This is a genomic window from Salinimonas profundi, assembly GCF_014750655.1.
Lineage (GTDB): Bacteria > Pseudomonadota > Gammaproteobacteria > Enterobacterales > Alteromonadaceae > Alteromonas > Alteromonas profundi_A.
Window position 1 is genome coordinate 83,299 of the sequence record NZ_JABBXD010000001.1, and the last position, 25,745, is coordinate 109,043.

24 protein-coding genes are annotated in these 25,745 nt (G+C 47.0%); 14 read left to right on the top strand and 10 right to left on the bottom strand.

The features are described from left to right. Positions 1-75: 75 nt before the first annotated feature. The 4 genes from sbcD (at position 76) to HHX48_RS00360 (ending at position 7,315) form a co-directional block, all read left to right on the top strand. Entirely contained in the window at positions 76-1,311 is a 1,236-nt protein-coding gene (gene sbcD, locus HHX48_RS00345) for an exonuclease subunit SbcD (RefSeq protein ID WP_191021661.1), read from the top strand. After that, positions 1,308-4,997 carry an AAA family ATPase gene (locus tag HHX48_RS00350; RefSeq protein ID WP_191021662.1) on the top strand — a complete coding sequence of 1,230 codons (3,690 nt, stop codon included), beginning with the start codon at positions 1,308-1,310 and terminating at the stop codon, positions 4,995-4,997. The genes sbcD and HHX48_RS00350 overlap by 4 nt, the downstream gene beginning before the upstream one ends. A gap of 432 nt (positions 4,998-5,429) precedes the next feature. Next, entirely contained in the window at positions 5,430-6,734 is a 1,305-nt protein-coding gene (locus HHX48_RS00355; RefSeq protein ID WP_191021663.1) for an OmpP1/FadL family transporter, read from the top strand. Between the two features lie 224 nt (positions 6,735-6,958). Beyond that, positions 6,959-7,315, top strand: coding sequence for a winged helix-turn-helix transcriptional regulator (locus HHX48_RS00360; protein ID WP_317983462.1), 357 nt, complete (start codon positions 6,959-6,961; stop codon positions 7,313-7,315). Positions 7,316-7,325: 10 nt separating this feature from the next. On the opposite strand, the gene glpK is transcribed toward HHX48_RS00360, so the two are convergent. Next, a complete protein-coding gene (glpK, locus tag HHX48_RS00365) occupies positions 7,326-8,810 on the bottom strand; it encodes a glycerol kinase GlpK (RefSeq protein ID WP_191021665.1) in 1,485 nt (494 codons plus the stop codon). Positions 8,811-9,043: 233 nt separating this feature from the next. Here glpK and asd point away from each other — a divergent pair, with 233 nt between their 5' ends. From asd to HHX48_RS00380, 3 genes are all read left to right on the top strand, one after another. Next, positions 9,044-10,165 (top strand): aspartate-semialdehyde dehydrogenase, encoded by a 1,122-nt coding sequence (gene asd, locus HHX48_RS00370; protein ID WP_191021666.1) that lies wholly within the window; start codon positions 9,044-9,046, stop codon positions 10,163-10,165. 172 nt (positions 10,166-10,337) lie between these two features. Further along, a complete protein-coding gene (locus HHX48_RS00375) occupies positions 10,338-10,826 on the top strand; it encodes an acyloxyacyl hydrolase (RefSeq protein ID WP_191021667.1) in 489 nt (162 codons plus the stop codon). A 109-nt stretch (positions 10,827-10,935) separates the two neighbouring features. Beyond that, on the top strand, positions 10,936-12,018 hold the full coding sequence (locus HHX48_RS00380; protein ID WP_191021668.1) for a GGDEF domain-containing protein: 1,083 nt from the start codon (positions 10,936-10,938) through the stop codon (positions 12,016-12,018). Between the two features lies 1 nt (position 12,019). On the opposite strand, the gene HHX48_RS00385 is transcribed toward HHX48_RS00380, so the two are convergent. After that, positions 12,020-13,018 carry an NADP-dependent oxidoreductase gene (locus HHX48_RS00385; protein WP_191021669.1) on the bottom strand — a complete coding sequence of 333 codons (999 nt, stop codon included), beginning with the start codon at positions 13,016-13,018 and terminating at the stop codon, positions 12,020-12,022. An 82-nt stretch (positions 13,019-13,100) separates the two neighbouring features. Beyond that, on the bottom strand, positions 13,101-13,748 hold the full coding sequence (locus HHX48_RS00390; RefSeq protein ID WP_191021670.1) for a DsbA family oxidoreductase: 648 nt from the start codon (positions 13,746-13,748) through the stop codon (positions 13,101-13,103). Between the two features lie 291 nt (positions 13,749-14,039). On the opposite strand from HHX48_RS00390, the gene HHX48_RS00395 reads away from it, so the two are divergent. Both HHX48_RS00395 and HHX48_RS00400 read left to right on the top strand, forming a co-directional pair. Continuing rightward, positions 14,040-14,609, top strand: coding sequence for a hypothetical protein (locus tag HHX48_RS00395; RefSeq protein WP_191021671.1), 570 nt, complete (start codon positions 14,040-14,042; stop codon positions 14,607-14,609). Positions 14,610-14,938: 329 nt separating this feature from the next. Continuing rightward, positions 14,939-15,334 carry a response regulator transcription factor gene (locus tag HHX48_RS00400; protein ID WP_191021672.1) on the top strand — a complete coding sequence of 132 codons (396 nt, stop codon included), beginning with the start codon at positions 14,939-14,941 and terminating at the stop codon, positions 15,332-15,334. Positions 15,335-15,346: 12 nt separating this feature from the next. Here HHX48_RS00400 and HHX48_RS00405 read toward each other — a convergent pair whose 3' ends face one another. Continuing rightward, positions 15,347-16,381 carry an endonuclease/exonuclease/phosphatase family protein gene (locus HHX48_RS00405; protein WP_191021673.1) on the bottom strand — a complete coding sequence of 345 codons (1,035 nt, stop codon included), beginning with the start codon at positions 16,379-16,381 and terminating at the stop codon, positions 15,347-15,349. A gap of 288 nt (positions 16,382-16,669) precedes the next feature. Here HHX48_RS00405 and HHX48_RS00410 point away from each other — a divergent pair, with 288 nt between their 5' ends. From HHX48_RS00410 to HHX48_RS00425, 4 genes are all read left to right on the top strand, one after another. Next, positions 16,670-17,323, top strand: a complete 654-nt coding sequence (locus HHX48_RS00410) for a BON domain-containing protein (protein WP_191021674.1) — start codon at positions 16,670-16,672, stop codon at positions 17,321-17,323. Between the two features lie 286 nt (positions 17,324-17,609). Beyond that, the gene (locus HHX48_RS00415) at positions 17,610-17,783 is read left to right on the top strand and encodes a hypothetical protein (RefSeq protein ID WP_191021675.1); all 174 of its coding nucleotides are present in this window, start codon (positions 17,610-17,612) and stop codon (positions 17,781-17,783) included. Positions 17,784-18,082: 299 nt separating this feature from the next. After that, positions 18,083-18,973, top strand: a complete 891-nt coding sequence (locus HHX48_RS00420) for an MlaA family lipoprotein (protein WP_191021676.1) — start codon at positions 18,083-18,085, stop codon at positions 18,971-18,973. Continuing rightward, positions 18,966-21,401, top strand: a complete 2,436-nt coding sequence (locus HHX48_RS00425; RefSeq protein ID WP_191021677.1) for an efflux RND transporter permease subunit — start codon at positions 18,966-18,968, stop codon at positions 21,399-21,401. Before HHX48_RS00420 ends, HHX48_RS00425 begins: the two co-directional genes overlap by 8 nt. 455 nt (positions 21,402-21,856) lie before the next feature. Here HHX48_RS00425 and HHX48_RS00430 read toward each other — a convergent pair whose 3' ends face one another. Together HHX48_RS00430 and HHX48_RS00435 are read right to left on the bottom strand one after the other, a co-directional pair. Beyond that, positions 21,857-22,084 (bottom strand): hypothetical protein, encoded by a 228-nt coding sequence (locus HHX48_RS00430; protein ID WP_191021678.1) that lies wholly within the window; start codon positions 22,082-22,084, stop codon positions 21,857-21,859. Positions 22,085-22,106: 22 nt separating this feature from the next. Beyond that, entirely contained in the window at positions 22,107-22,283 is a 177-nt protein-coding gene (locus HHX48_RS00435; RefSeq protein WP_018982048.1) for a DUF1328 domain-containing protein, read from the bottom strand. A gap of 242 nt (positions 22,284-22,525) precedes the next feature. Here HHX48_RS00435 and yfbR point away from each other — a divergent pair, with 242 nt between their 5' ends. Beyond that, positions 22,526-23,164, top strand: a complete 639-nt coding sequence (yfbR, locus tag HHX48_RS00440) for a 5'-deoxynucleotidase (protein WP_191021679.1) — start codon at positions 22,526-22,528, stop codon at positions 23,162-23,164. A gap of 52 nt (positions 23,165-23,216) precedes the next feature. On the opposite strand, the gene HHX48_RS00445 is transcribed toward yfbR, so the two are convergent. The 4 genes from HHX48_RS00445 to HHX48_RS00465 all read right to left on the bottom strand — a co-directional run bounded on the left by HHX48_RS00445 (position 23,217) and on the right by HHX48_RS00465 (position 25,733). Then, positions 23,217-23,666: a PA2169 family four-helix-bundle protein gene (locus HHX48_RS00445; RefSeq protein ID WP_191021680.1), complete on the bottom strand. Its 450-nt coding sequence runs from the start codon at positions 23,664-23,666 to the stop codon at positions 23,217-23,219. A 360-nt stretch (positions 23,667-24,026) separates the two neighbouring features. Further along, positions 24,027-24,605, bottom strand: coding sequence for a CC0125/CC1285 family lipoprotein (locus HHX48_RS00450; RefSeq protein WP_191021681.1), 579 nt, complete (start codon positions 24,603-24,605; stop codon positions 24,027-24,029). Positions 24,606-24,869: 264 nt separating this feature from the next. Further along, entirely contained in the window at positions 24,870-25,370 is a 501-nt protein-coding gene (locus tag HHX48_RS00460; RefSeq protein WP_191021683.1) for a hypothetical protein, read from the bottom strand. Positions 25,371-25,388: 18 nt separating this feature from the next. Then, complete coding sequence (locus HHX48_RS00465; RefSeq protein ID WP_191021684.1) at positions 25,389-25,733, bottom strand: DUF883 domain-containing protein; 345 nt, start codon at positions 25,731-25,733, stop codon at positions 25,389-25,391. Positions 25,734-25,745 lie beyond the last annotated feature (12 nt).

The window sequence follows — 25,745 nt, forward strand, 5'->3', positions numbered from 1 at the left end:
ATAAAATTGCCCCTTCGTTTTGTGTTAACTGTTCTGCAAGGTGCGCCCTGTCGGCCAGATTCAAGGAGTGGTTGTTTGAGAATTTTGCATACGTCTGACTGGCATCTGGGACAGACATTTTTCACTAAAACACGAAAGTCCGAACACGAGGCTTTTCTGAACTGGCTTCTGGCATTAACGGAAAAAGAATGTATTGATGCCATCATCGTGGCAGGCGATATCTTCGATACCGGCACGCCCCCCAGTTATGCCCGGCAATTGTATAATCAGTTTGTGGTGGACTTGCAGCGTCAGCAATGTCAGCTGGTGGTGCTGGGAGGAAATCACGACTCTGTATCTGTGCTTAATGAATCACGCCAATTATTGTCCTGCCTCAATACACATGTTATCGCCAGCACGGGCATTCCTACCGAGCAGCAGGTGATCAGCCTGCATAACAGGCAAGACGAAGTTGGCGCTATCCTTTGTGCAATTCCCTTTATCCGGCCGCGTGATGTGCTTATCAGTCAGGCAGGCGACTCGGGCGATGACAAACGTCGCGCACTGGGCGAGGCAATTACTGCCCATTACCAGACGGTATATGAGGCTGCGCTTGCCAGGCGTGAGGCTGTGGGCAAGCCGGTACCGATTATCGCTACCGGGCATCTGACCGCACTGGGTGTCAGCCAGTCGGACAGTGTCAGAGATATTTACATCGGCACCCTTGAAGGCTTTGCGGCCGACGGATTTCCGCCGGCTGATTATATCGCACTTGGTCACATTCACCGGCCTCAGAAGGTGGCTAAATCTGATCATATTCGCTACAGCGGGTCGCCCATCCCCCTGAGCTTTGATGAGTTGAAACATGCCAAGCAGGTTAATATTGTTGATTTTGATAATGACGACAACGCTGCCCGGATATCGCCCGTTGAGGTGCCGGTTTTTCAGCCGATGGCTAGTCACAGCGGCACGCTTAAATCGCTGGAGCAGCAATTGTCGGCCTATGCGCATAGCGAACAGACAGTCTGGCTGAGTCTTGAAGTACAGTCGCAGGGGTACCTGAGTGACCTGCAACAGCGTATTGTTGCTATCACAGAGCCTTTGAATGCTGAAGTTTTGCAGTTACGTCGTGCCAGACAGAACAGCGCGCAAAGTAGCGATGCCGTGAACAAGGAAACCCTGAGCGAACTGACACCTACACAGGTGTTTGAACGGCGACTGGCACTGGAAAGCTTTGATGAAGATGACGAGGCACAGGCTCGAAAGACACGTATCTCGCAACAGTTCAATGCAATTTATCATTCCCTCATCAGTGAGGGAGAGGCGTCATGAAGATACTCTCGCTTCGTCTTAAAAACCTCAACTCGCTCAAGGGTGAATGGAAAATTGACTTCACTCACCCTGACTTTACAGCAAATGGCCTGTTTGCCATTACCGGCCCGACGGGCGCCGGTAAGACAACCTTGCTCGATGCTATTTGTCTGGCGCTTTATCATCAGACCCCGCGTTTAGGCGCGATATCGGTTTCCTCAAATGAAATTATGACCCGCGGCAGTGCAGAGTGTCTGGCGGAGGTTGAGTTTGAGGTCAAGGGTATTGCTTACAGGGCATTCTGGAGTATGCGCCGGGGCCGAAATAAACCCGATGGCAATCTGCAGCAGGCCGATGTTGAGTTAGCAGAGGTTCAAAGCGGCAAGCTGATAGCCTCACAGGTGCGCCAGAAAATCGAGGCGGTGGAGGCGCTAACGGGCCTGGATTTCGGACGATTTACAAAATCGATGATGCTGTCACAGGGCGACTTCGCTGCTTTTTTAAATGCTACGGAAGCTGAGCGCGCGGAGCTGCTTGAAGAGCTGACCGGAACAGAAATCTACGGTCAGATTTCCCGTGCTGTACATGAACAGCACAGTGAAGCAAAAAACGAACTAAGAGCGCTAAAAGCGCACGCTGAAGGTGTTGAGTTACTTGACGAGGAAGAAAAACAGGCATTAACGAAAAAGCAACAAGATATTGCCTTACAACTGGTTGAATTAACCAAGGACTTAGACACAAAGTCCCGCCATTTACGATGGTGGCAGGATCGTGATCACGCCACTGCCCAATGTCGCAAAGCGCAACAGGATGTGGACGAAGCGTTGTCAGATATCGCCCGGCATCAGTCTGAACGTGAACAACTGGCGCGCAGCGAACCGGCAGAGCAACTCAGAACGCGGTGGCAGCAATATAATCAGGCAAAATCTGAACAGGCATCCAACAAAGAAGAATTAACGCAGCGGGAGCAATCGCTGGCCCAGGCGCTAACGCAGCGTGAACAAAAGGCCGAATCGTTAGAACAGTGCCAACGCGCGCTCTCTGACGTGCAGCAGAGCGCAGCAGAAGAAGAACAGCTCATCACCGAGCATATTATCCCTCTGGATGAGAAAGCATCTTCGCTTGTGCAGCAATTAGATGAAAAACGAGCGTCACTCGTGCAGATGCAGAGTAAGCGGGACCAGCTTCATAGTGAAGCCGGTGAGCTGGAAAAAAGTGCGCAAGCCTTGTCACAAAAACATGCTTCGGCGAGCGAGTATCTGGATAAAAACGCCCACCTTGCCCACTTTTCAAAATCAATGTCAGCGTGGCAGTTGCAGGTGCAGCAGCTTGATAGTATGAGTCAGGAAGTCGCGAATTTAGAGCAGCGCTCGAAAGACGCGCTGCGCGCTATTGAGACAGCGCAAAGCGAACTCAATGGTTCTGCTGAACAGGCGCAAAAGCTTGATAGCGTGCGTCAGCAGGCGTTACGTAACAGCCAGCAAGCTACGGAAAAGCTAACCAGGCATGAGAGTGAGCACGAGGAGAAGACGGTCCTGCGACAACGAGTTGCAGCGCTTAACGGCCGCTGGCCGCATTTTCATGAGGCGCGCCATGCACAGGAGCAAATTGATGCGTTTAGTTCACAGCATAAGGAGCAGCAGAACGCACTGACCGAGGCTGAGACGGCCCTTAGCGCGTTGACACAACAAAGGGCATCGCTTAGCGCCCGTTATCGTCAGTTGCGGCAACAACTTGATGATTTAACGCAGTTACTGTCACAAGAAGAGCTACTGGCAGGCTACAGGCAAGCGCTGAAGCATAATGAGCCCTGTCCTCTGTGTGGTTCGGTAGTGCATGATGAGGTGCCTGCGTTGGATGTCTCACAGACCACTATCCGGCGTGATGAAACGAAAGCCGCGTTACAGAAAACAGAGGATGAAGGGCAGCATGTGCGCCAGCAAATCGATTCTCTTGAACATAAAGCGGGGCAGTATCGGGAGCAGCTTGTAAGCCTCTTGTCGCAAATTGACAGCAATCGTGAACGACTCCGTCAGGCTTCAGAGCGTTTGCAATTGCGACCATCGTCATCTGATAAGAGTGATCTACAGGCGATTGAGCAGCAGCTCAATAACGATATTGAACACTGCAATGTATTGTTAGCCGAACGCGAAAAGTTAGAAAAGGCTGTGAGCGAGACATCAAGGGCAGCCGAGTCAGCCAGAGCGCAGTGGCAACATGCCCAGGATCAGCGAACCCGGGATGAAAATACAGTACACAATGCCAGACAACAACAACAACAACTGACTGACGCGATAACGCAGTTGCAGGAACAGTTAAGCAGTAATGAACATACCTTGCAGCAGCAAATCAGTGAGGCCGGGTATGAAATAGGCACTGAAAAGCTGGGCAAATGGCTGGATGAGCAGGCCAGACATCTGCAGGAATTTGAGACTATCACTAAGCAGGTATCGCAGCTTTCTGCTGATCTGACTACCGTCACCAGTGAGCTTCGAGCAGTTCGTCAGCGTGGTGAAGAGGTGGGTGAGCAGTGTACTGCCTTAGCGCGTCAGATAACCGAATTGGAAAGTATTCATACCACCACCATGACCCGGCGACACGAATTATTTGGCGATAAAGCGGTCAGGCATCAGCGTGAATACCGGGCGCACCAACGCCAGCAGGCTGAAGAAGCCCGCCAGAGCGCGCTGGCGGACTGGCGGCGTGCCGATAATCTGGTGACAGAACTGACCACGACCGTTTCATTGCTTTCATCCCGAGCTCAGCAGCTTGATGCTGGTGTACAGCAGTCCGGAGAATTGTGGCAGAACGGGTTAAATGCCAGCCCATTTGATGATGAACAGCAGTTTTTAAGCGCATTACTGGAAAAAGAAACTCAACAGCGACTGGCGCATATGAAAGCACAGCAGGATGATCGGCTGAATCGCGCCAGAACAGTAATGGAGACAGCTACACAGACATTGGCTGATATCAACGGGCAACCTGAAGCCAGTGAATGGCAACAGCGTGAAAAAGCACAGGTAGAGAAAGACATTGCCGGAGTAAAGGCAACCAGAGATCAACTTTCAGAAGAAAAAGGCAGAGTCTCTCATGCCTTGTCCAGCGATGATGATAAACGCGACAGACAACATGCGTTATTGCAGAAGATTTCAGCGCAACAAAATCGCTATGACGACCTCAGTTATCTGCATGGACTGATAGGTTCTGCCAGTGGTGATAAGTTCAGAAGGTTTGCTCAGGGGCTGACGCTGGACAACCTTGTTTATCTGGCCAATCAGCAGCTAAGCCGGCTCCATGGGCGTTATCAGTTAACTCGGTTGACAGGGGACGGGCTCGGCTTGTCCGTGCTGGACACCTGGCAAGGGGATGAACAACGTGACACCAGAACCCTTTCTGGCGGCGAGAGTTTTCTTGTCAGTTTAAGCCTCGCGCTGGCCTTATCTGATTTAGTAAGTCATAAAACCAGTATCGACTCACTGTTTTTAGATGAAGGATTCGGGACGCTGGACGCGCAGACCCTGGACATCGCGTTAGATGCACTGGATAACCTCAATGCCTCTGGCAAAATGATTGGCGTTATTAGCCATATTGAGGCAATGAAAGAGCGGATACCGACGCAAATAAAAGTGATGCGCCAAAGTGGCATTGGCACGAGCGAATTGGCAGCACGGTATCGGGCAGATCACCAGACACGGCTTTCCCAGTAAAATTGTGCAGGCAGCGTGCTGTTTTAGGTGGCTGCCAGTATCAATGCTACGCCGCCGCTAAGACAGGCAATCGCTGATAAATTTTTATACTTGAGCCGTATGAGCGGGCCATTTCTGACAATGGATGGTCGACGTCGTCAGATGGTTTATCTTCCTGTCATCTGGCACTAACCCGTAGCGAGCAGGGTGAAAGTCGTAAGTTGCAGGAAGTTGCTACTAAAATGTTAAAAATGTTGATGAAATGTATGTTAACTGCCCTTAAATAAAAATTTATTAAATTGTTCGTTCAAATAACCGCCAATTGCGACCAAAGGATATTGCAGCTCGTATCAGTTGTCCGTAAGCTTCGGCTCATATCAGGCGTTTATGACATTTATATGTGCAAGAAATGTCTTATGCCCATCATTTTTGTGAAATAAAAAAGAGATTTACATGCATAAACACTCCAAAATTTTTATTTGTGTTGGTATGGCAGTTTCCTGCTTTTCTTCTTCAGCACTGGCGGCCGGTTTTCAGGTTAACGAGCACAGTGCAAACGGGTTAGGGCGTGCCTTCGCCGGTCAGGCCGCAACACCTGAAAATGCCACTATTCTGACCACTAACGCTGCGGCAATTACGCAATTTGAAACACAGCAGTTCAGTGCGGCGGTGAGCTATATCGATCCGAATGTCGACATCTCAGGTGAGCTTAACACACAGGTTACTACGCCAGCTGGCACGGTCGATTTACCGCCAATGAGCGCAAGTGAACAAAACATTGCAGATACCGCGATTGTTCCGGCTGCTTATTACATCAGGCCTATCACCGATAAGCTGTCATTTGGTATTGGCGCGTTTACCACTTACGGCTTGCGTACCGATTACAGTGACGACTACAACGGTTTACATTTTGCGAATGATGCAGAAGTAAAGTCAGTCACACTTAACCCAACTTTAGCTTACAAAGTATCAGACCAGCTTAGTCTTGGTTTAGGTATCAGCACCACGTACGCTGAAGCAGAAATTTCAACAGCCACGCCAAAGGCGATTGAATCTATCAGTGGTGGCGCGGTACCTGGTAATGCGACTATCGTCGGTCTTGAAGGTGATGACTGGGGCTTCGGCTGGAACGTCGGTCTTTTCTGGCAGCCAACGCAGACCACCGATATCGGTGTATCTTATCGTGCTGAGACAGAGCTTGAGCTGGACGGTGAAGTAAATTCTGATCTTCGTCCTGAGTTGAATCTGGGTGGCCAGCTGGATCTTAATCTGGCAGCAATTACTGAAATCGCAGTAAATCAAGAACTCACTAATCAGTGGTCAGTACAGGCCAGCCTTGTATTCACTGACTGGAGTACATTTGAGAAGCTAGAAGCAACGCTAGACAATGGCGCTGATCTGCTACTAAAAGAAGAAAACTTTGACGATACCTGGCGTGGTGCGTTGGGTGTGACATACAAGCTGGATGACGTATGGACACTGCGTGCGGGCTATGCATACGATGATGGTGCTGTAACAACTGAGAATCGTTCGCTGAGCATTCCTGATACAGATCGTCACTGGATCACTGCCGGTGCCAGCTATGCTTTCAATGACACCAGTACCGTTGATTTCGGCTATGCATACCTTAATGGCCGTGAAGCAAATGTAGATAAAACCAATGACCGCTTACAGGCGTTGGGTATTACTTCCACAATTACAGGTCGTCAGTCAGCCAATGCTCATATCCTGAGCGTGCAATATAACGCCAGCTTTTGATTTGTAAGTAATCATGATAATACCGGGGCATGCCCCGGTATTTTTTTGTGTACTCACCTCTCGTGACCTGCATCTTTAAATGTCCAGCCAGGCGACGCCTGAATCGGTCGCTAGTCATTCATTATCAACGAAAGTTCAATGTTGTAGCGCGCAAAAAGCGGCTAGGCTTTTATGTAGGAAGACTTAAAGGTCTGTCTAACTTGTCATTGCTGTCGGAGAAGTGCGTGAAAAACGAAGCCAACCCTGTTAAGCGCAGACGCAAGTCAGCACTCAATGAAAATCATCAGACGTGCCCAATAGAGCGGGGAATGCGGCTGATTGGCGGAAAATGGACGAGTTCTGTCATATATCATCTAAAGGATGGTCCGGTTCGATTTAATGAATTGTGTCGGCAATTAGGCGGCGCCAGTCGTAAGATGATCGACCAGCGACTTAAGGAGCTTGAACAAAACAATCTGGTTAAGCGCACGGTTCTGGCCCAGCGGCCCATAGCGGTTTCTTATGAACTCACCAAATTTGGTCATAGCGCGCTTGAGGTACTTGAGCCGCTACGCGAATGGACAGAAAAACACGACATATAACCACAGGTCATTAATTACAGCGGATTCTGGCGACGGCCTCCTGCCAGCGCTTGTATGCGCTGTCACGTTCCTCCTTGGATAATCTGGGTTCAAATACGTGCTCACATTGCCAGCACTCTGAAAGAGTATGCAGGCTTTTGTAGATTCCGGCCTGCAACCCGGCCAGAAAGGCAGCTCCCACGGCGGTGGTTTCAGTGATTTGCGGTCGCTGCACTTCTGCACCCAGGATATCGGCCAGAAAAGCCATTACCCAGTCGTTTTCTGCCATCCCGCCATCCACGCGCAGGGCCACAGGCCGGGCGCCATCATTTTCCATCGCTTTTTGTAAGTCTTTGGTCTGATAACAGACAGACTGTAATCCGGCGGCGACAATTTCACTGATCCCGGTATCTCTGGTTAACCCTAAGATGGCCCCGCGCGCATCCGGATCCCAGTACGGCGCACCCAGGCCGGTGAAGGCCGGTACCAGAAACACGCCATTATCCTTGCGGGATTTTTCCGCCAGCGTCTCGGACTCGGCGGCATCACTGATAAGCTTAAGTCCGTCCCTCAGCCACTGCACTGTGGCTCCGGCCATAAAGATACTGCCTTCCAGGGCATAGGTGACTTTTCCGTTTATCCGGTATCCCACCGTCGTGAGCAGTCGATTAGTCGATATCATCGGCGCATCACCGGTATTCAAAATCATGAAGCATCCCGTGCCGTAAGTGCTTTTTGCCATGCCCTTTTCAAAACATGCCTGTCCGATTAATGCGGCCTGCTGGTCGCCGGCCACCCCTTGAATAGGTACTGACCTCCCTAACACTGACGCTTCAGTTTTTCCAAATTCAGATGCACAATCCTGCACTTCAGGGAGCATTGAGGCAGGTATGTTAAATATCTCTAACAGGCGTTCATCCCATTGCTGTTTATTAATATCAAACAGCATCGTACGCGATGCATTGGTTGCATCGGTCACGTGCGAGGCTCCGTTGGTCAGACGCCAGATGAGATAGGTATCGACAGTGCCAAACAGCAGCTCACCATTGTTGGCGCGCGCCCTTGCATCTTCGACATTGTCCAGGATCCAGGCGATTTTTGTCGCAGAGAAATAAGGGTCCAGTAATAAACCTGTGGTTTGCGAGATGTAATTGGTCAGTGCCCGGTCATCCTGATGCGTCTGACAGTAAGCGGCTGTGCGACGATCCTGCCAGACAATGGCAGGATAAACAGGCTCACCGGTTTGCTTATCCCATACGATGGTAGTTTCCCGCTGGTTTGTAATACCGATGGTAGCGATGCTTTCAACACTGATATTGGCGTTGTCGATTGCTTCTCGCATGGTATCCACAACACTTTGCCACAACTGCTGGGGATCGTGCTCTACCCATCCATCGTGAGGGTAAAACTGTTTAAACTCTTGCTGTGCCATTGATTTTACCTGTCCGTCGGGGGCAAAGATTAGCGCCCGTGAACTGGTAGTGCCCTGGTCGATAGCGAGAATATAGTCCTTCAAACGTCTGCTCCTGACAGCATGTCTGCTGTATCATTAATGAGTATCTGGTTGTTGAAACGGCCAGCTCCACAGAAACGATTAGTTTGTTAGTGGGGAGTTACCTGCCGTTGAATTAATCAGATGGGAATAGTTCATAGCAAATTTGAATAAACATTAGCGTAGCACTCGGTTTTTTTTATCAATAGACTCAGATGAAACACTAATGAACTGAATAAGAAAGATGGGGAAGAGATATGGGTAAGGCAAAAGTCGGGCTGGTCGGCTGGCGAGGTATGGTGGGCTCTGTGTTGATGGAAAGAATGACACAGGAAAAAGATTTTGACCTTATCACGCCGACATTTTTTTCCACCTCGCAGGCCGGCGAACCCGGACCGCAATTTGCCGGTTATGAACCAACAACGCTGCAGGATGCGCATGACATTGAAGCGCTTGGTGCACAGGACATTATAATCACCTGTCAGGGCGGTGATTATACAAAATCTGTTTATCACGCATTGCGCGATGCCGGCTGGCAGGGATTTTGGATTGATGCTGCCTCAGCGCTGCGTATGGATGACAGCGCAGTAATTGTACTTGACCCGGTCAACCGATCTGAAATTGACAAGGGCCTGTCGAAGGGGCTGAAGACATTTGTAGGTGGCAATTGTACGGTTTCACTTATGCTGTTGGCACTGGGCGGTTTGTTTGAAAAGGATTTGATCGAGTGGGTCTCACCCATGACCTACCAGGCAGCGTCAGGCTCTGGCGCGCAGCATATGCGTGAACTTTTGACACAAATGGGCGCTGTGCATGCCCATGTAAAAGATAAATTATCCGCGCCTGCGTCAGCCATTTTAGATATTGATCGCGAAGTCACCTCATTTATAAACAGCGATGAATACCCGAAGCAGCAATTTGGTGTGCCTCTGGCAGGAAGCCTGATTCCTTATATTGATGCTCAGCTTGATAGCGGGCAAAGTCGTGAGGAATATAAGGCGCAGTCTGAGGCAAACAAAATACTGGGTAGTCAGTCGGCGCCGGTACCCATTGATGGCATTTGTGTAAGGGTAGGGGCTATGCGTTCTCATAGTCAGGCGCTGACAATAAAGTTAAAACAAAACCTGCCATTGGAAGAAATTGAAACGATCATTTCCCAGCATAATGAGTGGGTGAGAGTCGTACCCAACACAAAAGAAGCGTCGATGGAGCAATTGACACCGGCCAAAGTGACCGGCACGTTGTCGATTCCGGTAGGGCGCCTGCGTAAGCTTAATATGGGTGAGCAGTATATCTCCGCATTTACGGTGGGCGATCAATTATTGTGGGGCGCGGCTGAGCCACTACGCAGAATGCTCAGAATTCTTTTGAGCCAATAGCCCTACATAAAAAACATGCATTGCAGATAAAACTTAAGGCTCGCGCCAGGGTGGTTACCATATGGTAACCACCTGAGTTTAATAAATAATTTGAAAATCTTATAAGAAAATATCACATTCCTTTTTGAGTCTGTTGCCGTATAAAAGCGCCTTATTTTCTCAGGAGTTTTAAATGCGATTCTTTTCTTATATGTCTATTCTTGTTGGCTTTTTTCTGGCCTCTGGTATTCAGCAAGCAGAAGCCCGTCCATGGGGCGAAATGAAGCTTGGCGGAGCAATCTGGAACATTATGGATGGCGCTGACAGAAATGCCCTACATGGTGCTTATATATTGCCCCCGCTATCATCGCTTTACAGTATCCAGCCCAGTGTCTTGGTAATTTGGGCAGATGAAGGCCAGCATTATTTTGCGGCAGGATTACATAAAACGTTTTATCAGCAAGGCGCCTTTTCAACTGCGCTGGCCTTTCACGCCGGGCTGGTTGACTCGCCGGAGGCGCTGGGTGACAACGTCGAATTTTATTCTGCGCTGAGTGCGCGTTACCAGCTCTCGGCGCAGTGGGCGACAGAGATAGAAATCGGCCATATCTCCAATGGTGGATTAGGCGAAAAAAATCCCGGCTCAGAAGGCGTTGTGCTAAGCTTGCGCTATTCCCTGTAACGTCATGCGCGATGGGGGCGTCGATGAAAAAGCGACCAGAAGTGTACCAAAAATAAAGTAAGCGACTACGCTTTTAGAATATGGTCTGATTCGGGTGGTACAGCGTGCTATGACGGATAACCCAGAGCTTGAACACGCAAGACTACGCCGGGCCGTCATTCTTGGGCCGGTTATCATCGGCGTCTTTATGTTGGCTGATATGTCGCTGCTACCGCCATTACTGTATGGTATCTACCTTGAAAACCGGCTGCTTTATCAGTTGCCCGTAGTGGCACTGGTGGTTGCCGGTGTTTTTCAAAAGCCGGTCGAACCTTACCTCAAGCTACTATTTTCATTACTGTTGCTGTGGCTGAGCTTCACCAACTTTGCGTTAATTCACCGCTGCTGGACACAGTTTCAATTCGCATTTCCGTATGAAGGGACGATTCTTTACGCTTTCTTTTGTGTGTTTGCGCTGCGCATTCCGTATAAATACACCTTTTTCTGCTGCATTTTCATTTTGAGCGGCTTTTTATTTTTACTCTATTCAAATGCTATTTATCAAGAGCGTGGGCCCATCTCTGCCGCCTTTGTGGCAGGAGGCCTGTTTATTTGTGTGTATGCCAGATATCGTATAGACAGAACGTTGCAACGAATGCGTAGCATTAATAGTGAGTTAAAAAAACTAAGTACTCTCGACCCGTTAACCAATCTGAATAACCGGCGTGCACTGATGCAATCCAGCGAATCGTTACTGGCTCTGTCAGCGCGACAGAAGCTGTCATTCTCAGTCCTGTTACTGGACTTAGATGATTTTAAAAAGTTTAACGATTATTTCGGGCACCAAAAAGGCGACCATGCCATCTGCTTACAGGCAGATATTCTCCGGCAGATTTTCAGGCGTCAGTGTGATGTTATCGGTCGCTACGGTGGGGAAGAGTTTATGGTCGCGTTAAGCGGTATGAGTGAAGCAGATATCAGACAAAAATGCGAGGAGTTCAGCGCGTTATGGCAGCATCATGCGATGATGCATGCCCCCGATGCTGCCCACCCGGTCATGACCTGCTCGGTGGGTGTGGCGTTTTGTGAAAATTGCATTGGTGAAGATCTGACTTCACTGATTCATCATGCTGATCAGGCACTCTATAAGGTTAAAACACAGGCAAAGGGGTCGCACTACATCACCACCTTGCCTGAAGAAACAGCCTGGTGAGTTAGAGCTTAACCATCAGTTTGCCTTTATTCTTACCTTCAAACAGCAGGTTTAAACCTTCCATTGCACTGGTTAACCCCTCAATAATGTGCGAACGATATTTAATCTTGCCTTGTTGTACATAGGGCGTAAGCTGCTTAACAAGTTGCGCGCTGTTATCCAGATGGTCAGGCATCGCAAACCCCTGAATTTTTATGCGTTTTTTAATCAGTGGTAACCAGTTCGGACCTGGCGACGGAGTATCAGCCTGATAGTCTGATATCATGCCGCAAACCACGACACGTGCATGGGCATTCATGTAATTGACAATCAGGGACTGTATCGGGCCGCCGGTATTTTCGAAAAATACATCGATTCTGTCTGGCGCCAGCTCCTCGAGTCTGGCCTGCAGATCATCCGTCTTATAATTGATAGCGCCATCAAACCCAAGCTCTTGTGTGATCCAGTCCGCTTTCTCATCACTGCCCACTACACCAATAACCCGCAGTCCATCAGCTTTGGCTATCTGACCAACGATTGAGCCCACAGAGCCGGCCGCGCCGGTTACAATGAGTGTCTCACCTTTTTCAGGTTTACCAATGTTTAATAAACCTTGTGTGGCGGTAAGGCCGGGCAGACCGAACACACACAATGCGGTCTCCTCATCAATGCCTTTCTGCAGTTTGTTCAGGCCTTTGCCATCGCTGACGACGTATTCCTGCCATCCCATCATCCCCATCACTTTATCACCCTCACTAAAGTCAGGATGCCGGGAACTGACCACGGTGCCTACGCCACTTGAGCGCATGACATCACCAAGCTCAACGGGCGGAATATAACTTTCCTCGTCCGCGGTCATCCAACCGAGCATTGCAGGATCCAGTGACATGTAAGTTTGTTTGACCAATATTTGATTGTCTTCAGGTTCAGGAACCGTCTTTTCTTTTACCTCAAATAAATGTTCACCAATTTTGCCGTCTTCAGGACGATTTTTCAGATGTATAGCAGTATAGGTTGTCATTGATATCTCCCGTGCGTTAAATAGGTCACTTACTGCAGGCTCTTACGCTGTGTCATGTGACACAGACCAATCCTTCCCGGCATTACACGCTTTCTTTTATGGCTATGTCAGACAGTGCTTTAACCAAAGCGTCAGACTCCTGTGCACCACTTATCAGATACTTCTGGTTTATAACAAACGCCGGTACTGAGGAAATGCCTGCTTGTTGCCAGAGTTTTTCTTCATCGCGTACCGCCTGGGCGTAGTCATCCGATTCCAGCACTGACTGCGCTTCATTACGATCAAGACCGGCTGACTCTGCGCAGCTAAGTAGCACATCCTTCTCATCAACTGATTGGGCGTGTCCGAAATAAGCGTCGAACAAAGCAAGTTTCATGGGTGTTTGCTTTTCAAACTGGGCCGACCATTTCACCAGCCTGTGAGCATCAAATGTATTGCAGGTGTACCGGCTGTCCATGTTGTCAAAATTAATACCCAGCGCATGCGCCGCGTCTTTCATCTGCTGCTGTGTCTCATCAACCTGTTGCTCACTCATATTGTATTTTTTTGCCAGAGCAGGTCCGATAGGCTCGCGGACCGCATCCGGATCAGGGTTCAGCTCAAACGCGCGCCAGCTTATTTCAGCGTCTATTTCCGAGGATGCGTCCAGTGCTTCACGCAACCTGCCATAACCGATGGCACACCATGGGCACGCAATATCCGAAATAATATCAATAGATAATGTAGTCATACTTACCTTCAGTAACGTGGATGTAAACTATGAATGAGGGTGCCACAGCAGATTACAACCGCTGTGATATACTGAAAATATCAAAGGTCAAAAGCAGGCAGCTTGTCTCTTTCGGGCGACACAAAGTGGCGAAGCGTGATCTTCTGACATGCACTGCTGGTATAAGTAGCCAAATAACAATAAGATAACTCTTAGTGACCCGCAGGCGAATAAAATGCGACTAATGGTTAGTTGTACATACCGTTCGCGCCGTATATATGTAAGTTATATTCGCAAAAAGGATTTGTAGTATTGGCCTCATCACCTAAAGTGACGCTCGTCACATTGACAAAAAACGATATCAGACAAGCCCGTGTCTTTTCCGGAATCAGTCCCAAAGCCATGCGACGTGTGTTCTTTGCATGGATTGCTTTTGTTGTCATCGTGAGTTTATTGGTTATTTTTGCCCCCAGGTTAAGTACCTCTTTTACCCTTATCACCCTTGGAACTTTGGCTGCATTTACACTGGCAATGTTCGCGCAAAGTCGTATTTCAGAAGGCTGGCCGGCGATACTTGCTAAAGACGAACAGCTACATATTGTCAGAGATCCTTACAAGCGAGAATTTTTTTGCATCAGTCCGGCGTTGGTGAGTGATATTGAGCCAACGGTAATAAAGCCAAATAAAAAAGCTATCGAGCTAAAACTGGATGACAAAGCGCTGTCTGCAGAAGATATTGATACCCTCAATATGGCGGTGTGGCCGCGGGATAATAAACTGCTGGCGTTGGCTCATTTTATCCCCCGGGACAAGGCCTGTAGTTCACTCAAATCCTATATTGCATCCGTGTCGGCGGGGCGAAAAACGGTCTCCCACGCCTGATTATTTGTAAGGCAGCATGACAAAGCTTGGTAAGAGGGACGCTGCTGCCGGTAATTTTTATAACCTTCCCAGACAAAATTACCCTGATTAAAATCAACATGCATGCCGAGCTACTTCATTTATTGCTGATAAAGGATAGTTCGGTCACCAGCCGGATGCTGGTAGCGCTATCAGTTGAGGATACTAAGCGTTTGAGCATAATATTGGCCCGGGTTCTGCTTATACAACTTTTATCTTGGATGCCCGGCAAGGTCCGGTGCAAAAAATAAGCGCGCTCGATGCGTCGTGACAACCACTAAGGTTGTAATAAATGGGTAGCAGGAGGCGCCATGATACAAAAATCTGTTCTTAATGTACTTTTAGCTGAAGATGATCCTGTAACGGCTAGTACCATTACCAGCGTATTGACTGGCCTGGGCTGGACAGTAGACTTTGCTGCCAGTGGAAAAGCCGCTGTGAGACTTCAGCAGCAGAGAGATTATGATGTGGTGTTACTTGATGACACATTACCCGATATGAGCGGAGAGCAAGTTTATCGGGCCATCAAAATGACGGATAAACGCGTCCCACCGGTTTTGTTTTTGCGAAGCACAGGTGTGCAAAATGGCAAAATCGTCCTCGACGAAGGCGATCAAATGCTACCGGATGTGTCAGATATCAAAGATATGATTTCCCGCTGTCACGCATTGGCGGCCACGGCACCTGCCATGGCCATTAGTGCTTAACAATAACGGATCCTATTCTGATTCGGGGCTGGCTTTATTGTCAGCTTCTGGCGCAGAAGAAGACGGACAGGCATCACCTTCCCGGGTGAGATGCAACTTTGTCAGTAAAGGAAAGTGATCTGATCCATAGCCTTCTAAACGCTTAATATCCACCAAATCGAAATGATCAGTATGAAAAACATGGTCAAGTGGCCATCGGATTAACCGGTATTTAGCATGGAACGTGTTGAAGAAACCACGTCCGCGACGCGGGTCCCGTGCCTGGCTAAGATTACGAAACTTTCTGGTTGTGGGTGACCAGGCCACATCATTCAGGTCACCGGCAACGATCACAGGCAACTGCTGATCTAATACCTCTTGACCAACCAGCGTTAACTCCTCGTCCCTGGGGCCGGCTGTTTCATTCTCTGTTGGACTTGGCGGCTTGGGATGCAGCAGATAGACAATTATGTCATGACCGTCAATCTCAATAGTCACCTGCATAGAGGGAACATCATCTTCGACGAGATAGCGTAGTTCTTTTTCCTTGAACGGCAATTTACTGTAGAGATGCATGCCATACAGATTCTCCAATGCGCAGGGAATACGATAAGGGTAGTCATCGTGAATTTTTTCGAGCGCGTCTTCCCAGTCTTTGTTGCTTTCCAGCGTAACCAGCATATCCGGCTGGTACTTCTCTACCAGCTTTATCAGACCATCAAAGTTTTTATTGTGCATGTAGACATTGCTGGTGAGGATAGAGAACGTTTTTTCTTTAACCGGAGATTTGATGCGGGTGACCTCCTTTAGCCCTAGCAAAGTATAGGGGACAACCCAGACTGATTGATAGATAAAGCATAAAAACAGCACGACAGCTAAGCCAGCTGCAGTCATATCAGCTGTGTAATAGAAGTACACTCCCCAGGCCACAACCGTTATGGCAATGATTACCATTTGCTGCACTCTCGGAAATTCCCAAACACGAATTAACCAATGTTTACCGGGAAGGTGAGGCGCAATGGTAGTGAAGATCATTATGCCACTGATTACGCACAGGACTTCGAACATGGACGTTCCTTAGTTATTTTTAGCAGGCGGTGCATGCAGTGTTGCAAACATAGTATTCAAATCTTTACGAATTCAGGCGATTACGGTTCATCACCGGTCTGGATCTGTCCCGTCAACGGATTAGACAAAATGATGTAAGAGTAAAAAGTTTCTTTGTGCGGTAACCCTTTCAGAGTTGTGCGAGAAGTTTTATGCTAAAACCGCGTTACTTACTCTTTTAAATCATAATCTTAAACGCTTGGCATGGCTTTGGCATTCATTCATATGACACGAAAAGGAGATTTAGATATGAAACGAACAATGTTGTCTCTAATAGTTGCCTGCACCTTAACGACAAGTGCATTGGCAGCAGATATGAAGGCTGAAAATGACTGGGAGAAAGGTGCCAAGGATGCCTGGATAGACGGCAAAGCAGAAGCAACGCTGCTATTTAATGGAAACCTTAATTCCTTCGATATCAACACAGATGTGAAAAACGGAAAAGTTATTTTAACGGGCAAGGTAAAAACATCAGTTGATAAAAAGCTTGCTGAAGAATTGGTTGAGAATATTGATGGTGTCACTGCTGTCGATAACCGCCTGACGATTATGCAGGGTCTGGAAAACAGTGATGGTATGACCGCTTCAAACGAAATGGATGCCGAGGATGATATGGAAGCGGCGGAAGATGATGCTGAAGAGGCGACTGAAGATGCGTCCAGCGAGCTGTTGGATGCAAAAATTGCAACAGTGATAAAGACCCGTTTGCTGATGGATTCAGATATTTCCGGTTTCGACATTGATGTAGATGTGGAGCAGGGCAATGTCACTCTGACCGGTGAGGTAGAGTCTGACGCTGAACGGGAGCTGGCAATTGAAATTGCGCAAAACGCGTCTGATGTAAAAAATGTTGAAGACAACTTAAAAGTCATGAAGAAAACTGCAATGACAGATGACAATTAATGTCGGGTGGTTAAAAACAAGCGCCTCATGGCGCTTTTTTTATGTCTTCACGAAACTGTCATCTCAGAGTGTAAATATTTCCCTCGGTAAGGAAGAGTTATAGAGGGCCAATTAAGCACCACCTTTAAAAATCCCTACAACTTTTTCTGTACCCCACACTTTTACTGGTCTGCACCTATTTTTAGTACTTTTGTATAAGTTGGTGCAATCTTTGTATATATACCTTTAACAAAGACAAATTACGTCGTCTTGTCTATCAGGACCGAAACCCGAAAGGATAGGTATCATGAAATTTTTAAAACCAAAGCGCCAGCCTCAGCCTGCAAATCGTTTTCAGAAGTATCTGCAAAGCCAGCCAGTTTTTAATTGGTTTGAACGGTATGAACAACCAGCAACAGTAAATACAGAGTATCAGGATCCACAGCATGCAAACTGGATCGCCAAGCGAGTAGGTGAATAAACCTTTTACGCGCAAATTCGATGGCAGAGCGTTTGCTCTGCCTACTCTTTTTAATGAGCAGTTAACATGTATCACTATTTACTCAACAAACACATTATCCAGTCAGTATTCTGTGCACTCGTGCTCATCGCGATTTAGTATTAGTTGCTTTCATTCACGTATTCTACTGCAACGCTCCTACCCGCAATAAAGCTGAAGTAAAGCGATCATAAAAGGTCAGGCACCGTATAAATCAACAGGTTACCCATGCTACTCAGACATTTTGCCTGTTGTGATGTAAAACTTTGATAAGGAACACTGTGTTGAAGAATTTGTTTTTAAAACATACATTGCTGCTACTTTTCTTACTATCCGCTACCGCCTGTACCACCACTGATGAACCGGAATCTCTCGCTCAAAATGAATCTGTTGCTCAGAAGCAACAGCAAAATGAAAATGTTGAGAAATTGCGGTCGGGCAAAGATGTCACAGTGCAAACCAGCCAGGGAAATATCAGCGTCTCACCAAATGTTGTTGCAATAACTGATGCACAGGATAAGCAGGGGAATGGCGAAGGCCCGTTTTACTACGATCCCTGGGAAGATTTCAACCGAGCGATTTTCAGCTTCAATAATTACAGCTACGAATATGTGTTAAGCCCTGCAGCACAAGGATATCGATATATCGTTCCGGCTGCTGCCCGGGACAAAATTGGTAATGCGTTTGATAACATCCGCGAACCTCTGAACCTGTTAAATAATCTGGCTGCCGGTCAGTTTAAAGAAGCCGGTGCGAATCTGGGACGATTTGCCATTAATTCAACGCTGGGATTATTTGGCTTGTTCGATCCCGCAAAGCATTGGTTTGACATAGATGCTCAGCGTCAGACGCTGGGCGATACACTTCAACATTATGACGTGGGTGCAGGCCCATATCTGGTGTTGCCTATTTTAGGGCCCGGCGACTCTCGTAGCGCATTTTCTTTACTAACAGAAAGTTTTATCCATCCCATTGACCAGTTAGTTGACTCGCCAGACTCTTATTACATACGTTCGTTCGACGGTTTCGACGATTATTCGGACCAGGCCGAAACCTACGACGCGCTCTATCAGCAAGCGGAAGACCCATACATCTATTTTAGAAACCAGTATATCCAGGGTAAACGCAGAGATGAATACTTCCAGTACAAGCAGGTTGATGACAATGAATAAGCTGGCCGCAAGCATTGTAAGTGCGCGATGGTTGATCATCCTGGTTTTCACCGCGCTGGTAAGTTTTTTCGGATATCAGATCGTCAACTTTAAAATTGATGCGTCGGCTGACACGCTACTGGTAAAAAATAATAAGCTGTATATTCAGAATCAGGTGGTCAATCAAACATTTTCTCCTGATGAATTCATTCTGCTTGCGTATCAGCCAAAAAATCATGCGCTATTTAGCAATCAGACGTTTACAGATATAGAAAAATTGTCTGAAGCGATTACGAAAATTGAACGTGTAGAGAATGTCACCTCCATCTTATCTGTTCCTTTAATAAACGATGCATCAGCGCTAACCGGCAATACCAATATTAACGCGCTGACCTGGCTCGAACAGCGATACAGTCCTTCACGAATGAAAGAGATGGTAGAGGGGCACCCAATTTTTACAGATTTGCTGGTTAACCGACAGGGCACGGCCACAGCAATCCAGGTGGTGTTTAAACCGGACCCTGAGCTAACAACGCTGGAAAATCAGATTACGAATATTCAAAAGCAGGCGCTGGATGGTCCGTTATCTGAAGAACAACAAGCAAAAATTGACGCGTTACAGGCTCAGGCCGATCCTATTCGACAAGAACTGACAAAGACCAGAAAAAAAGAAATTCAGCAACTAAATGACATTACCCGACAAGTAGAAAATCGTGCAAATACGTATATGGGTGGTTCATATGTGGTCGGGCAGCACCTTATTGATATTATAAAGTCAGATCTGAAGATATTCGGTAGTGCCATCGCAGGCGTTGTTGCGCTGCTATTGTTGCTATTGTTCAGAACACTACGCTGGGTTATTTTTCCTCTTGGTGCTTGCGCCGTTAGCGTTACACTGACGATGGGACTGTTTGGCTGGCTGGATATGCGTACCACCGTGCTTTCAGCAAACTTTATTGCGTTGCAGCTTATTCTTACACTTGCCGTTATGATCCACCTCATTGGTGCTTATCGTGAAATCAGCCGTGATAATCCAGCGCTTTCACAGTCAGAACGTATTATAGCAACCTTAAACGAAAAGCTGGCGCCTTGTTTTTACGCCACTCTTACCACCTCGGTAGGGTTTGGTTCGCTGATATTCAGTGGCTTGCAACCCGTGGTAGATTTTGGCTACATGATGCTCAGCGCAATGGTTATCACGATGGTAGTTAGCTTGTTGTTATTTCCTGCACTACTGACATTTTTACCTGCGAAGAAAGAAAAACAGGAATACCGGTTCATTACCGCCATGCTAAATGGCATGCGAAGGCTCAACCTTGCCGCACCTAAATCTGTGATTGCTATTATGCTCGTAGTTTTTCTGGGCATGGCTGCGGGTATTTCACGCCTAAATGTTGAAAACTCGTTTATCGATTATTTCGCAAAAGATACGACGGTTTATCAGGAACTGGCGTTCATCGACCAGGAATTCGGAGGCTCAACTCCGCTGGATATTATTCTTGATATCGGTGAGGCGAACGAAAAGAAACAGTTAGTATTAACAGCTGATACAGTGGGCCAGCTTCAGCTGGTGCAGGCAGCGGTTGATGCATTTGAAGCGACTGGCAGCGTTACTTCCGTGGTAAATTTCACAGAATTGGCCAAGCAACTTAACGGTGGCAAGCCGCTGACTGAATATGAGTTGACCACTATTTACCGATTGCTGGATGAAAAAGTGGTTAATCAGTTAATTGGCTCTTATTTTTCTGCACAGGATGAGCAGCTAAGAATATCGGTACGCATTCAGGATACGACAGAGGGTTTGCAACGCGATGAATTGATGGAGAATCTGAAAAATGATATTCAGGAGGTCGGTGTAGACAAGGAAGATGTCACCCTGACCAATCTGTTCGTTCTTTATCAGGATATTCTCAGTCGACTGTTTGATTCGCAAATTACAACACTGGGCATTGTTTATGTTGTGCTTGGACTGGTTCTTCTGGCAATTTTTCGTTCTGTTAAAATCGCACTAATTGCATTGGTGCCCAACGTTTTGACGACGTTAGGGATTTTGGGATTGATAGGCTGGTTGGGCATGCCATTGGACATCATGACAATTACAATTGCTGCCATCGCGATGGGTATTGCTGTGGACGATACGATTCACTTTTTACATGCCTGGTTGCAGGGTAGGGAAGATGGCACAGATGGTACGCAGGCAGAACGAGCCAGCCGTGCTGCATTTGGTCACACCGGGTTGGCCCTGATGTTCACCACCACGATCATCGCTGTAGGATTTTCATTGTTCGGCTTTTCTAATTTTATACCAAGTGTGAATTTTGGATTTCTGACGGCAACGGCGATGGTGATGGCGCTTGTCACCGATGTTACGTTATTACCTGCATTATCGAATAAGTTTGTTGCCAGACAAGATGATTCAACGGCGCAGGCGTCTCACTCTCAGGCATAAAAGCCTGGGTGTTCACTGGTAGATGGTTTTTCCATCTGCCATCGCTGTGACCTGACACGTGTTGGACTGTCAGGTCGCCAAATCGCTTTTCGCTATCTGACAACCTTCCTTCGCCAGACTTTGCATCGTTGAGAACCGTCGTATTCTGCTTACAAGATAACTCGATGTCGATAGCTGGGACAGCTATAAACTAAGTTGAACCTGGCTTTCTGCCTGTCACAAACAGAGCGCGCTACAAACCTGCTGTGCCATTACACCAGAGCATAGGTTTTCTTATTATTGCTGACGTCAATAATTCGAAAGCCTGAGGTAGGCGGAAGATGAGTGGTAATAAAAGTACCGCTAGGAAGCACTGTGCGACGAGACGATGCGGGTATCAGTAAAAATGATGTTAAGTAATATGCTTATTTACATAAAAAAACCCGGCGGAGCCGGGTTTTCTATAAAAATGCAGATTAACAATCGTCGTCTTCTGCATCCATTCCTTCTTTCACATCTTCACAAGTGTCTTCAACAGCATTACCTGCATCTTCCATTGACTCTTCCATTTCGTCACTGGCTTCAGACATTGTTTCATCAAGCTCTTCGCCTGCATTCTCTGCACCGCCGTCATCACACGCTGCTACTGACAGAGCGAACATGCCCACAAAAAGAGTTTTTAATAGATTTTTGTACGTCATCATAGTCCTTGCTCCTTAAACGTAATTATACTTTCGGCGATTTGCCGCGTAATGCATTAGCAATTAGTGAAATCACCAAAAGCGCTACAAAAACAAAAAACAAAAATTGGGCAATGCCTGTTGCCGCACCAGCAATGCCACCGAAGCCAAAAACTGCTGCAATAATGGCAATGATAAAGAATGTAATAGCCCAACCTAGCATGAGTTTATCCTCGTTTTGCTTCCATTGAATGTCCCTTAAGCTAATGCGGGTTTCATGCCAATGGGTAAGTATATGAATAAAGTAGAGTTTTTCTTAATATGGCAAGTAAAACTACAAATTATTCATCACTCTTACAGGTGATTTGAAGTTTTTACACGAGAGGGAATGATTTTGTTCATTTCCGTAAGCAAAAATTTTGTTGGCTGGTAAACTAACCATCTTATTTTCAAAACAAATTTGTTATGACCAAACAAAACTCAGCATTTATTGGTTTAATGCAGCGTGCCAGAAATGTAAAGCGGTGGCCGTTAATGGCCCAGTTTCAGGAAGAAATGCTATCTACGCATATTTACGAAGCATCGATGATAGCCCATATGCTTGGCGCCATCGCGGCTGACGTGTATGGGGAAGATGTCATTCCTGACAGAGTAGCTGCTATGGCATTATTTCACGAAGGCAGTGAAATTGCCGGTATGAGCGACATTCCCAGCCCGGTTAAGTATCATGATCCGGAAACAACGGCTGCCATCAAAAAGTTGGAATGGCGTTTTGAAAGCATGCTGATCCAAACGTTGCCTGACGAATTGAAAGCCCGGTATGAGCCATTAATTCAGCAAGATAAAGACGATGTCCATGTCCGGTTGGCCAAAGCCGCCGATGTGCTCTGCGCTTACCTTAAATGTGAGTATGAAATGTCAAAATCGAATAGCGAATTTTCCAATGCATTGGAAGAGATGGAGATGCAGCTGAACAAATATCGTGAAATGCACCAGTGCGTAGATTATTTTTGCTCCGTGTTTCTGGAGGGAGCAAAAGGCACATTGGATGAACAAACGAGAGATTTGGACTGGGTGGAAAATGCCAACAATGTTCACTTGTGAACAAAAAAGCCGATACACAGGTATCGGCTTTTGCATACATAAGCTTTAAGCTTTAGCAAGCGGTGGCATGTTGAAGGGATCGCATCTCGTCATGACACTGCTGCATTCTTGTGCGAATTCGTCTAAGTTCACATGCATAATGCTGCGGAGGATCAGTCTCCAACGCACTGTCGATTACACGCAGAACTCTATCCTCAACTTCCTCAAGTTGTTCAATGTAAATTTGATCGCTTGGCGATTCCAGTGCCTCCCGCAGTCTTGAATACATACTGCGTAGCCTCACAATCCAGTCCGCGTCATTACTTTCACGCTGTGCAGATTCGGGCAAATAAGGCTTCAGGGCAGTGACTGCCTGTTGCTTCTCCTCAATCATTCGCCGAAACATCGCCTGGATATTTTGACCAGTGACTTTGTGGATACTGTTCTTGTAGAACTCAATGCCACCGTTTAATACCTTAACAATGTCAGATACTTTTTCGACATTCGCAGGTAACTGATTCATTTTCTTCTCCTGTAAGAAAATAGGGGCGACTGATAGTGATAATTTGTCATCTACAATATGTATGCATGAGGTGTTCCACTCCAATCCTCCAGCTCAGCTGACGTTTTAAAGTATATTTCTTTGTTATTCAGTATGTTGCATCGATAGATTTTTTGAGATTCATACCGTACTTCTGACTCATTCTTTCGCACTAAGAAGTTTTTTCTGAATATCTGTAAAAGAGAAACGTCAACGTCCGTTTTTTACAGGCGCTCTACGGATGTAGCAGGATATCAGCGAGACGAAAATAGCAGTATCGGGGTTATAAAAGAGAAGGGGGGCACTTCGTTGGTAGTACAAAAAAAAGCCGCAATCGCGGCTTTAGGGATTAACGACTTTTGATAATCGAGCTAACACCTTTTCGACCTCGAACGCATTGTCACCAGTACTTACCTGACTATTGCCCATACGTGCAACAACCGAATAGTAAACATCCTGGGTTTTTGTCTTCTTTGTCCGCAAGTCGCTGTCGCTGACTTCAAAAGGCTGGGCAACATCATTACAACCAGACATCGTACACTGCTCTTCTTTAAGTACTGGTGGTAACGTATTCTTTTTATCTCTGACAATCCTTTGACTGATGTTAGCTTTTCTTTCAATGTCAGTTTTGACGATCGCCACCCAGGAATAACCTTGCTCATCAGCAATTTCAGCTGCTCGATACAGCGTGTATTCCTGAACTAAATCTGCCGGCGTATCTTCAGCTGCTTTGAACATGACGCGGTACTGGGCATCATCAAGCTGAACACTGGAATAGCCATAAGCATCGGCGCTTTTAGCAGATTTATAAGCTGTGGGGCCCGATGAAGAAAAGCTGCTACAAGCACCTAGCGCAGAGCTTAAAAGTGTCACTGCAACGAGTGCACGAACTGGTTTTTTAATGTTACTAAATACTGCCATGTATCACCTTATCAGGCTATAAAATTAAAAAACGCAGTTCTCGCAAATGACATCAATGCGACTTTGCGTTTCGAGTCCGGGTTACTTGTAGTCGCACCCTTAAATGCGCCATATCCGAATATGCCTAGTAATACCGACGGTTTTGCCATGATAAGCCTGGATTTATGTTTCACATTATCCAAAGCCTGATGCGCATCATTCCGAACGCGGGTATATTCAAGGTGAGACTGTTCAACTGACCGTAATTCTTTGTTCAGGAACATACTAATGATCCTTCTCAGATTGAGGTGCTTCAACGCCTGCGTGACCGGTAATTGCTTTCCAAACAGGTCGAATTGAAATGTACCTGTAACTATCTAACACCATTTTTGCAAAAAATGCGATCATTATTCCATTCATTGCCAACAAAATCAGTGTCGTTAATGCAAGGTGCACACCTGAGCGATCCAATGCAATGCCGATTGCCGCATTGACAATTATCCAGCAAATGCAAGAAAGGACAAAGGCACCTCCAAGACCGATGGCAGTTAAAATAGCTGACTTTTTAACAAGCGCCGTTTCGCTGGAGACTACATCAGATAATGCAGCAAATTGCGCCTTTTTAGCATCGATTAGATGCTTGTACGCTTCAAAGGCTTCATGAAAGGTAGTATCGTCAACGCTGGAGTGTTCAGGTACACACGCAAGCGCCCAACCAGTGTCCCTGGTCGGGCGAAGCGATACAGGCCCATGCGGCCTGAACGATGCTTTTTTAAAATCTGCCATACCTGGCTGCATCGTCCGTTACTTTTTACGTAGCAGGGATGTGACCAACATACCAGCAGCAAATGCAACACCGGCCGCTGCAACCGGATTTTCTACTGCATATTTACGTACGCCAGACGTTAACCACTTTTTCTCTGCCAGGCGTTTACGCGCTGCTACATTTTCCGCTGAATCCGAAGCGGTAGTACGAATATTTTCCTCTGCGCGAGCCGCTGATGTGGCAAGCTTGTCTACTGAAGAGTGTAGTGATTCCTGAATTTTATCTGTCATAGGATGTGTTGACTCCGTTACGCCATTTGAATGTGTTGTGTCCGTCGTTCCCGCACCTTTAACTCCTGTGGTGGCTTTCGCTTGCGTTACCATACGAATCTCCTT

Bases quoted from the DNA above. Each gene is read 5' to 3' on its own strand.
- HHX48_RS00460 (WP_191021683.1), bottom strand. From the start codon at position 25,370: ATGGCAGATTTTAAAAAAGCATCGTTCAGGCCGCATGGGCCTGTATCG.
- yfbR (WP_191021679.1), top strand. From the start codon at position 22,526: ATGACCAAACAAAACTCAGCATTTATTGGTTTAATGCAGCGTGCCAGA.
- HHX48_RS00435 (WP_018982048.1), bottom strand. From the start codon at position 22,283: ATGCTAGGTTGGGCTATTACATTCTTTATCATTGCCATTATTGCAGCA.
- HHX48_RS00405 (WP_191021673.1), bottom strand. From the start codon at position 16,381: ATGTTCGAAGTCCTGTGCGTAATCAGTGGCATAATGATCTTCACTACC.
- HHX48_RS00375 (WP_191021667.1), top strand. From the start codon at position 10,338: ATGCGATTCTTTTCTTATATGTCTATTCTTGTTGGCTTTTTTCTGGCC.
- HHX48_RS00465 (WP_191021684.1), bottom strand. From the start codon at position 25,733: ATGGTAACGCAAGCGAAAGCCACCACAGGAGTTAAAGGTGCGGGAACG.
- HHX48_RS00400 (WP_191021672.1), top strand. From the start codon at position 14,939: ATGATACAAAAATCTGTTCTTAATGTACTTTTAGCTGAAGATGATCCT.
- HHX48_RS00355 (WP_191021663.1), top strand. From the start codon at position 5,430: ATGCATAAACACTCCAAAATTTTTATTTGTGTTGGTATGGCAGTTTCC.
- HHX48_RS00385 (WP_191021669.1), bottom strand. From the start codon at position 13,018: ATGACAACCTATACTGCTATACATCTGAAAAATCGTCCTGAAGACGGC.
- HHX48_RS00350 (WP_191021662.1), top strand. From the start codon at position 1,308: ATGAAGATACTCTCGCTTCGTCTTAAAAACCTCAACTCGCTCAAGGGT.
- HHX48_RS00430 (WP_191021678.1), bottom strand. From the start codon at position 22,084: ATGATGACGTACAAAAATCTATTAAAAACTCTTTTTGTGGGCATGTTC.
- HHX48_RS00390 (WP_191021670.1), bottom strand. From the start codon at position 13,748: ATGACTACATTATCTATTGATATTATTTCGGATATTGCGTGCCCATGG.
- HHX48_RS00445 (WP_191021680.1), bottom strand. From the start codon at position 23,666: ATGAATCAGTTACCTGCGAATGTCGAAAAAGTATCTGACATTGTTAAG.
- HHX48_RS00380 (WP_191021668.1), top strand. From the start codon at position 10,936: ATGACGGATAACCCAGAGCTTGAACACGCAAGACTACGCCGGGCCGTC.
- HHX48_RS00425 (WP_191021677.1), top strand. From the start codon at position 18,966: ATGAATAAGCTGGCCGCAAGCATTGTAAGTGCGCGATGGTTGATCATC.
- HHX48_RS00415 (WP_191021675.1), top strand. From the start codon at position 17,610: ATGAAATTTTTAAAACCAAAGCGCCAGCCTCAGCCTGCAAATCGTTTT.
- HHX48_RS00450 (WP_191021681.1), bottom strand. From the start codon at position 24,605: ATGGCAGTATTTAGTAACATTAAAAAACCAGTTCGTGCACTCGTTGCA.
- asd (WP_191021666.1), top strand. From the start codon at position 9,044: ATGGGTAAGGCAAAAGTCGGGCTGGTCGGCTGGCGAGGTATGGTGGGC.
- HHX48_RS00410 (WP_191021674.1), top strand. From the start codon at position 16,670: ATGAAACGAACAATGTTGTCTCTAATAGTTGCCTGCACCTTAACGACA.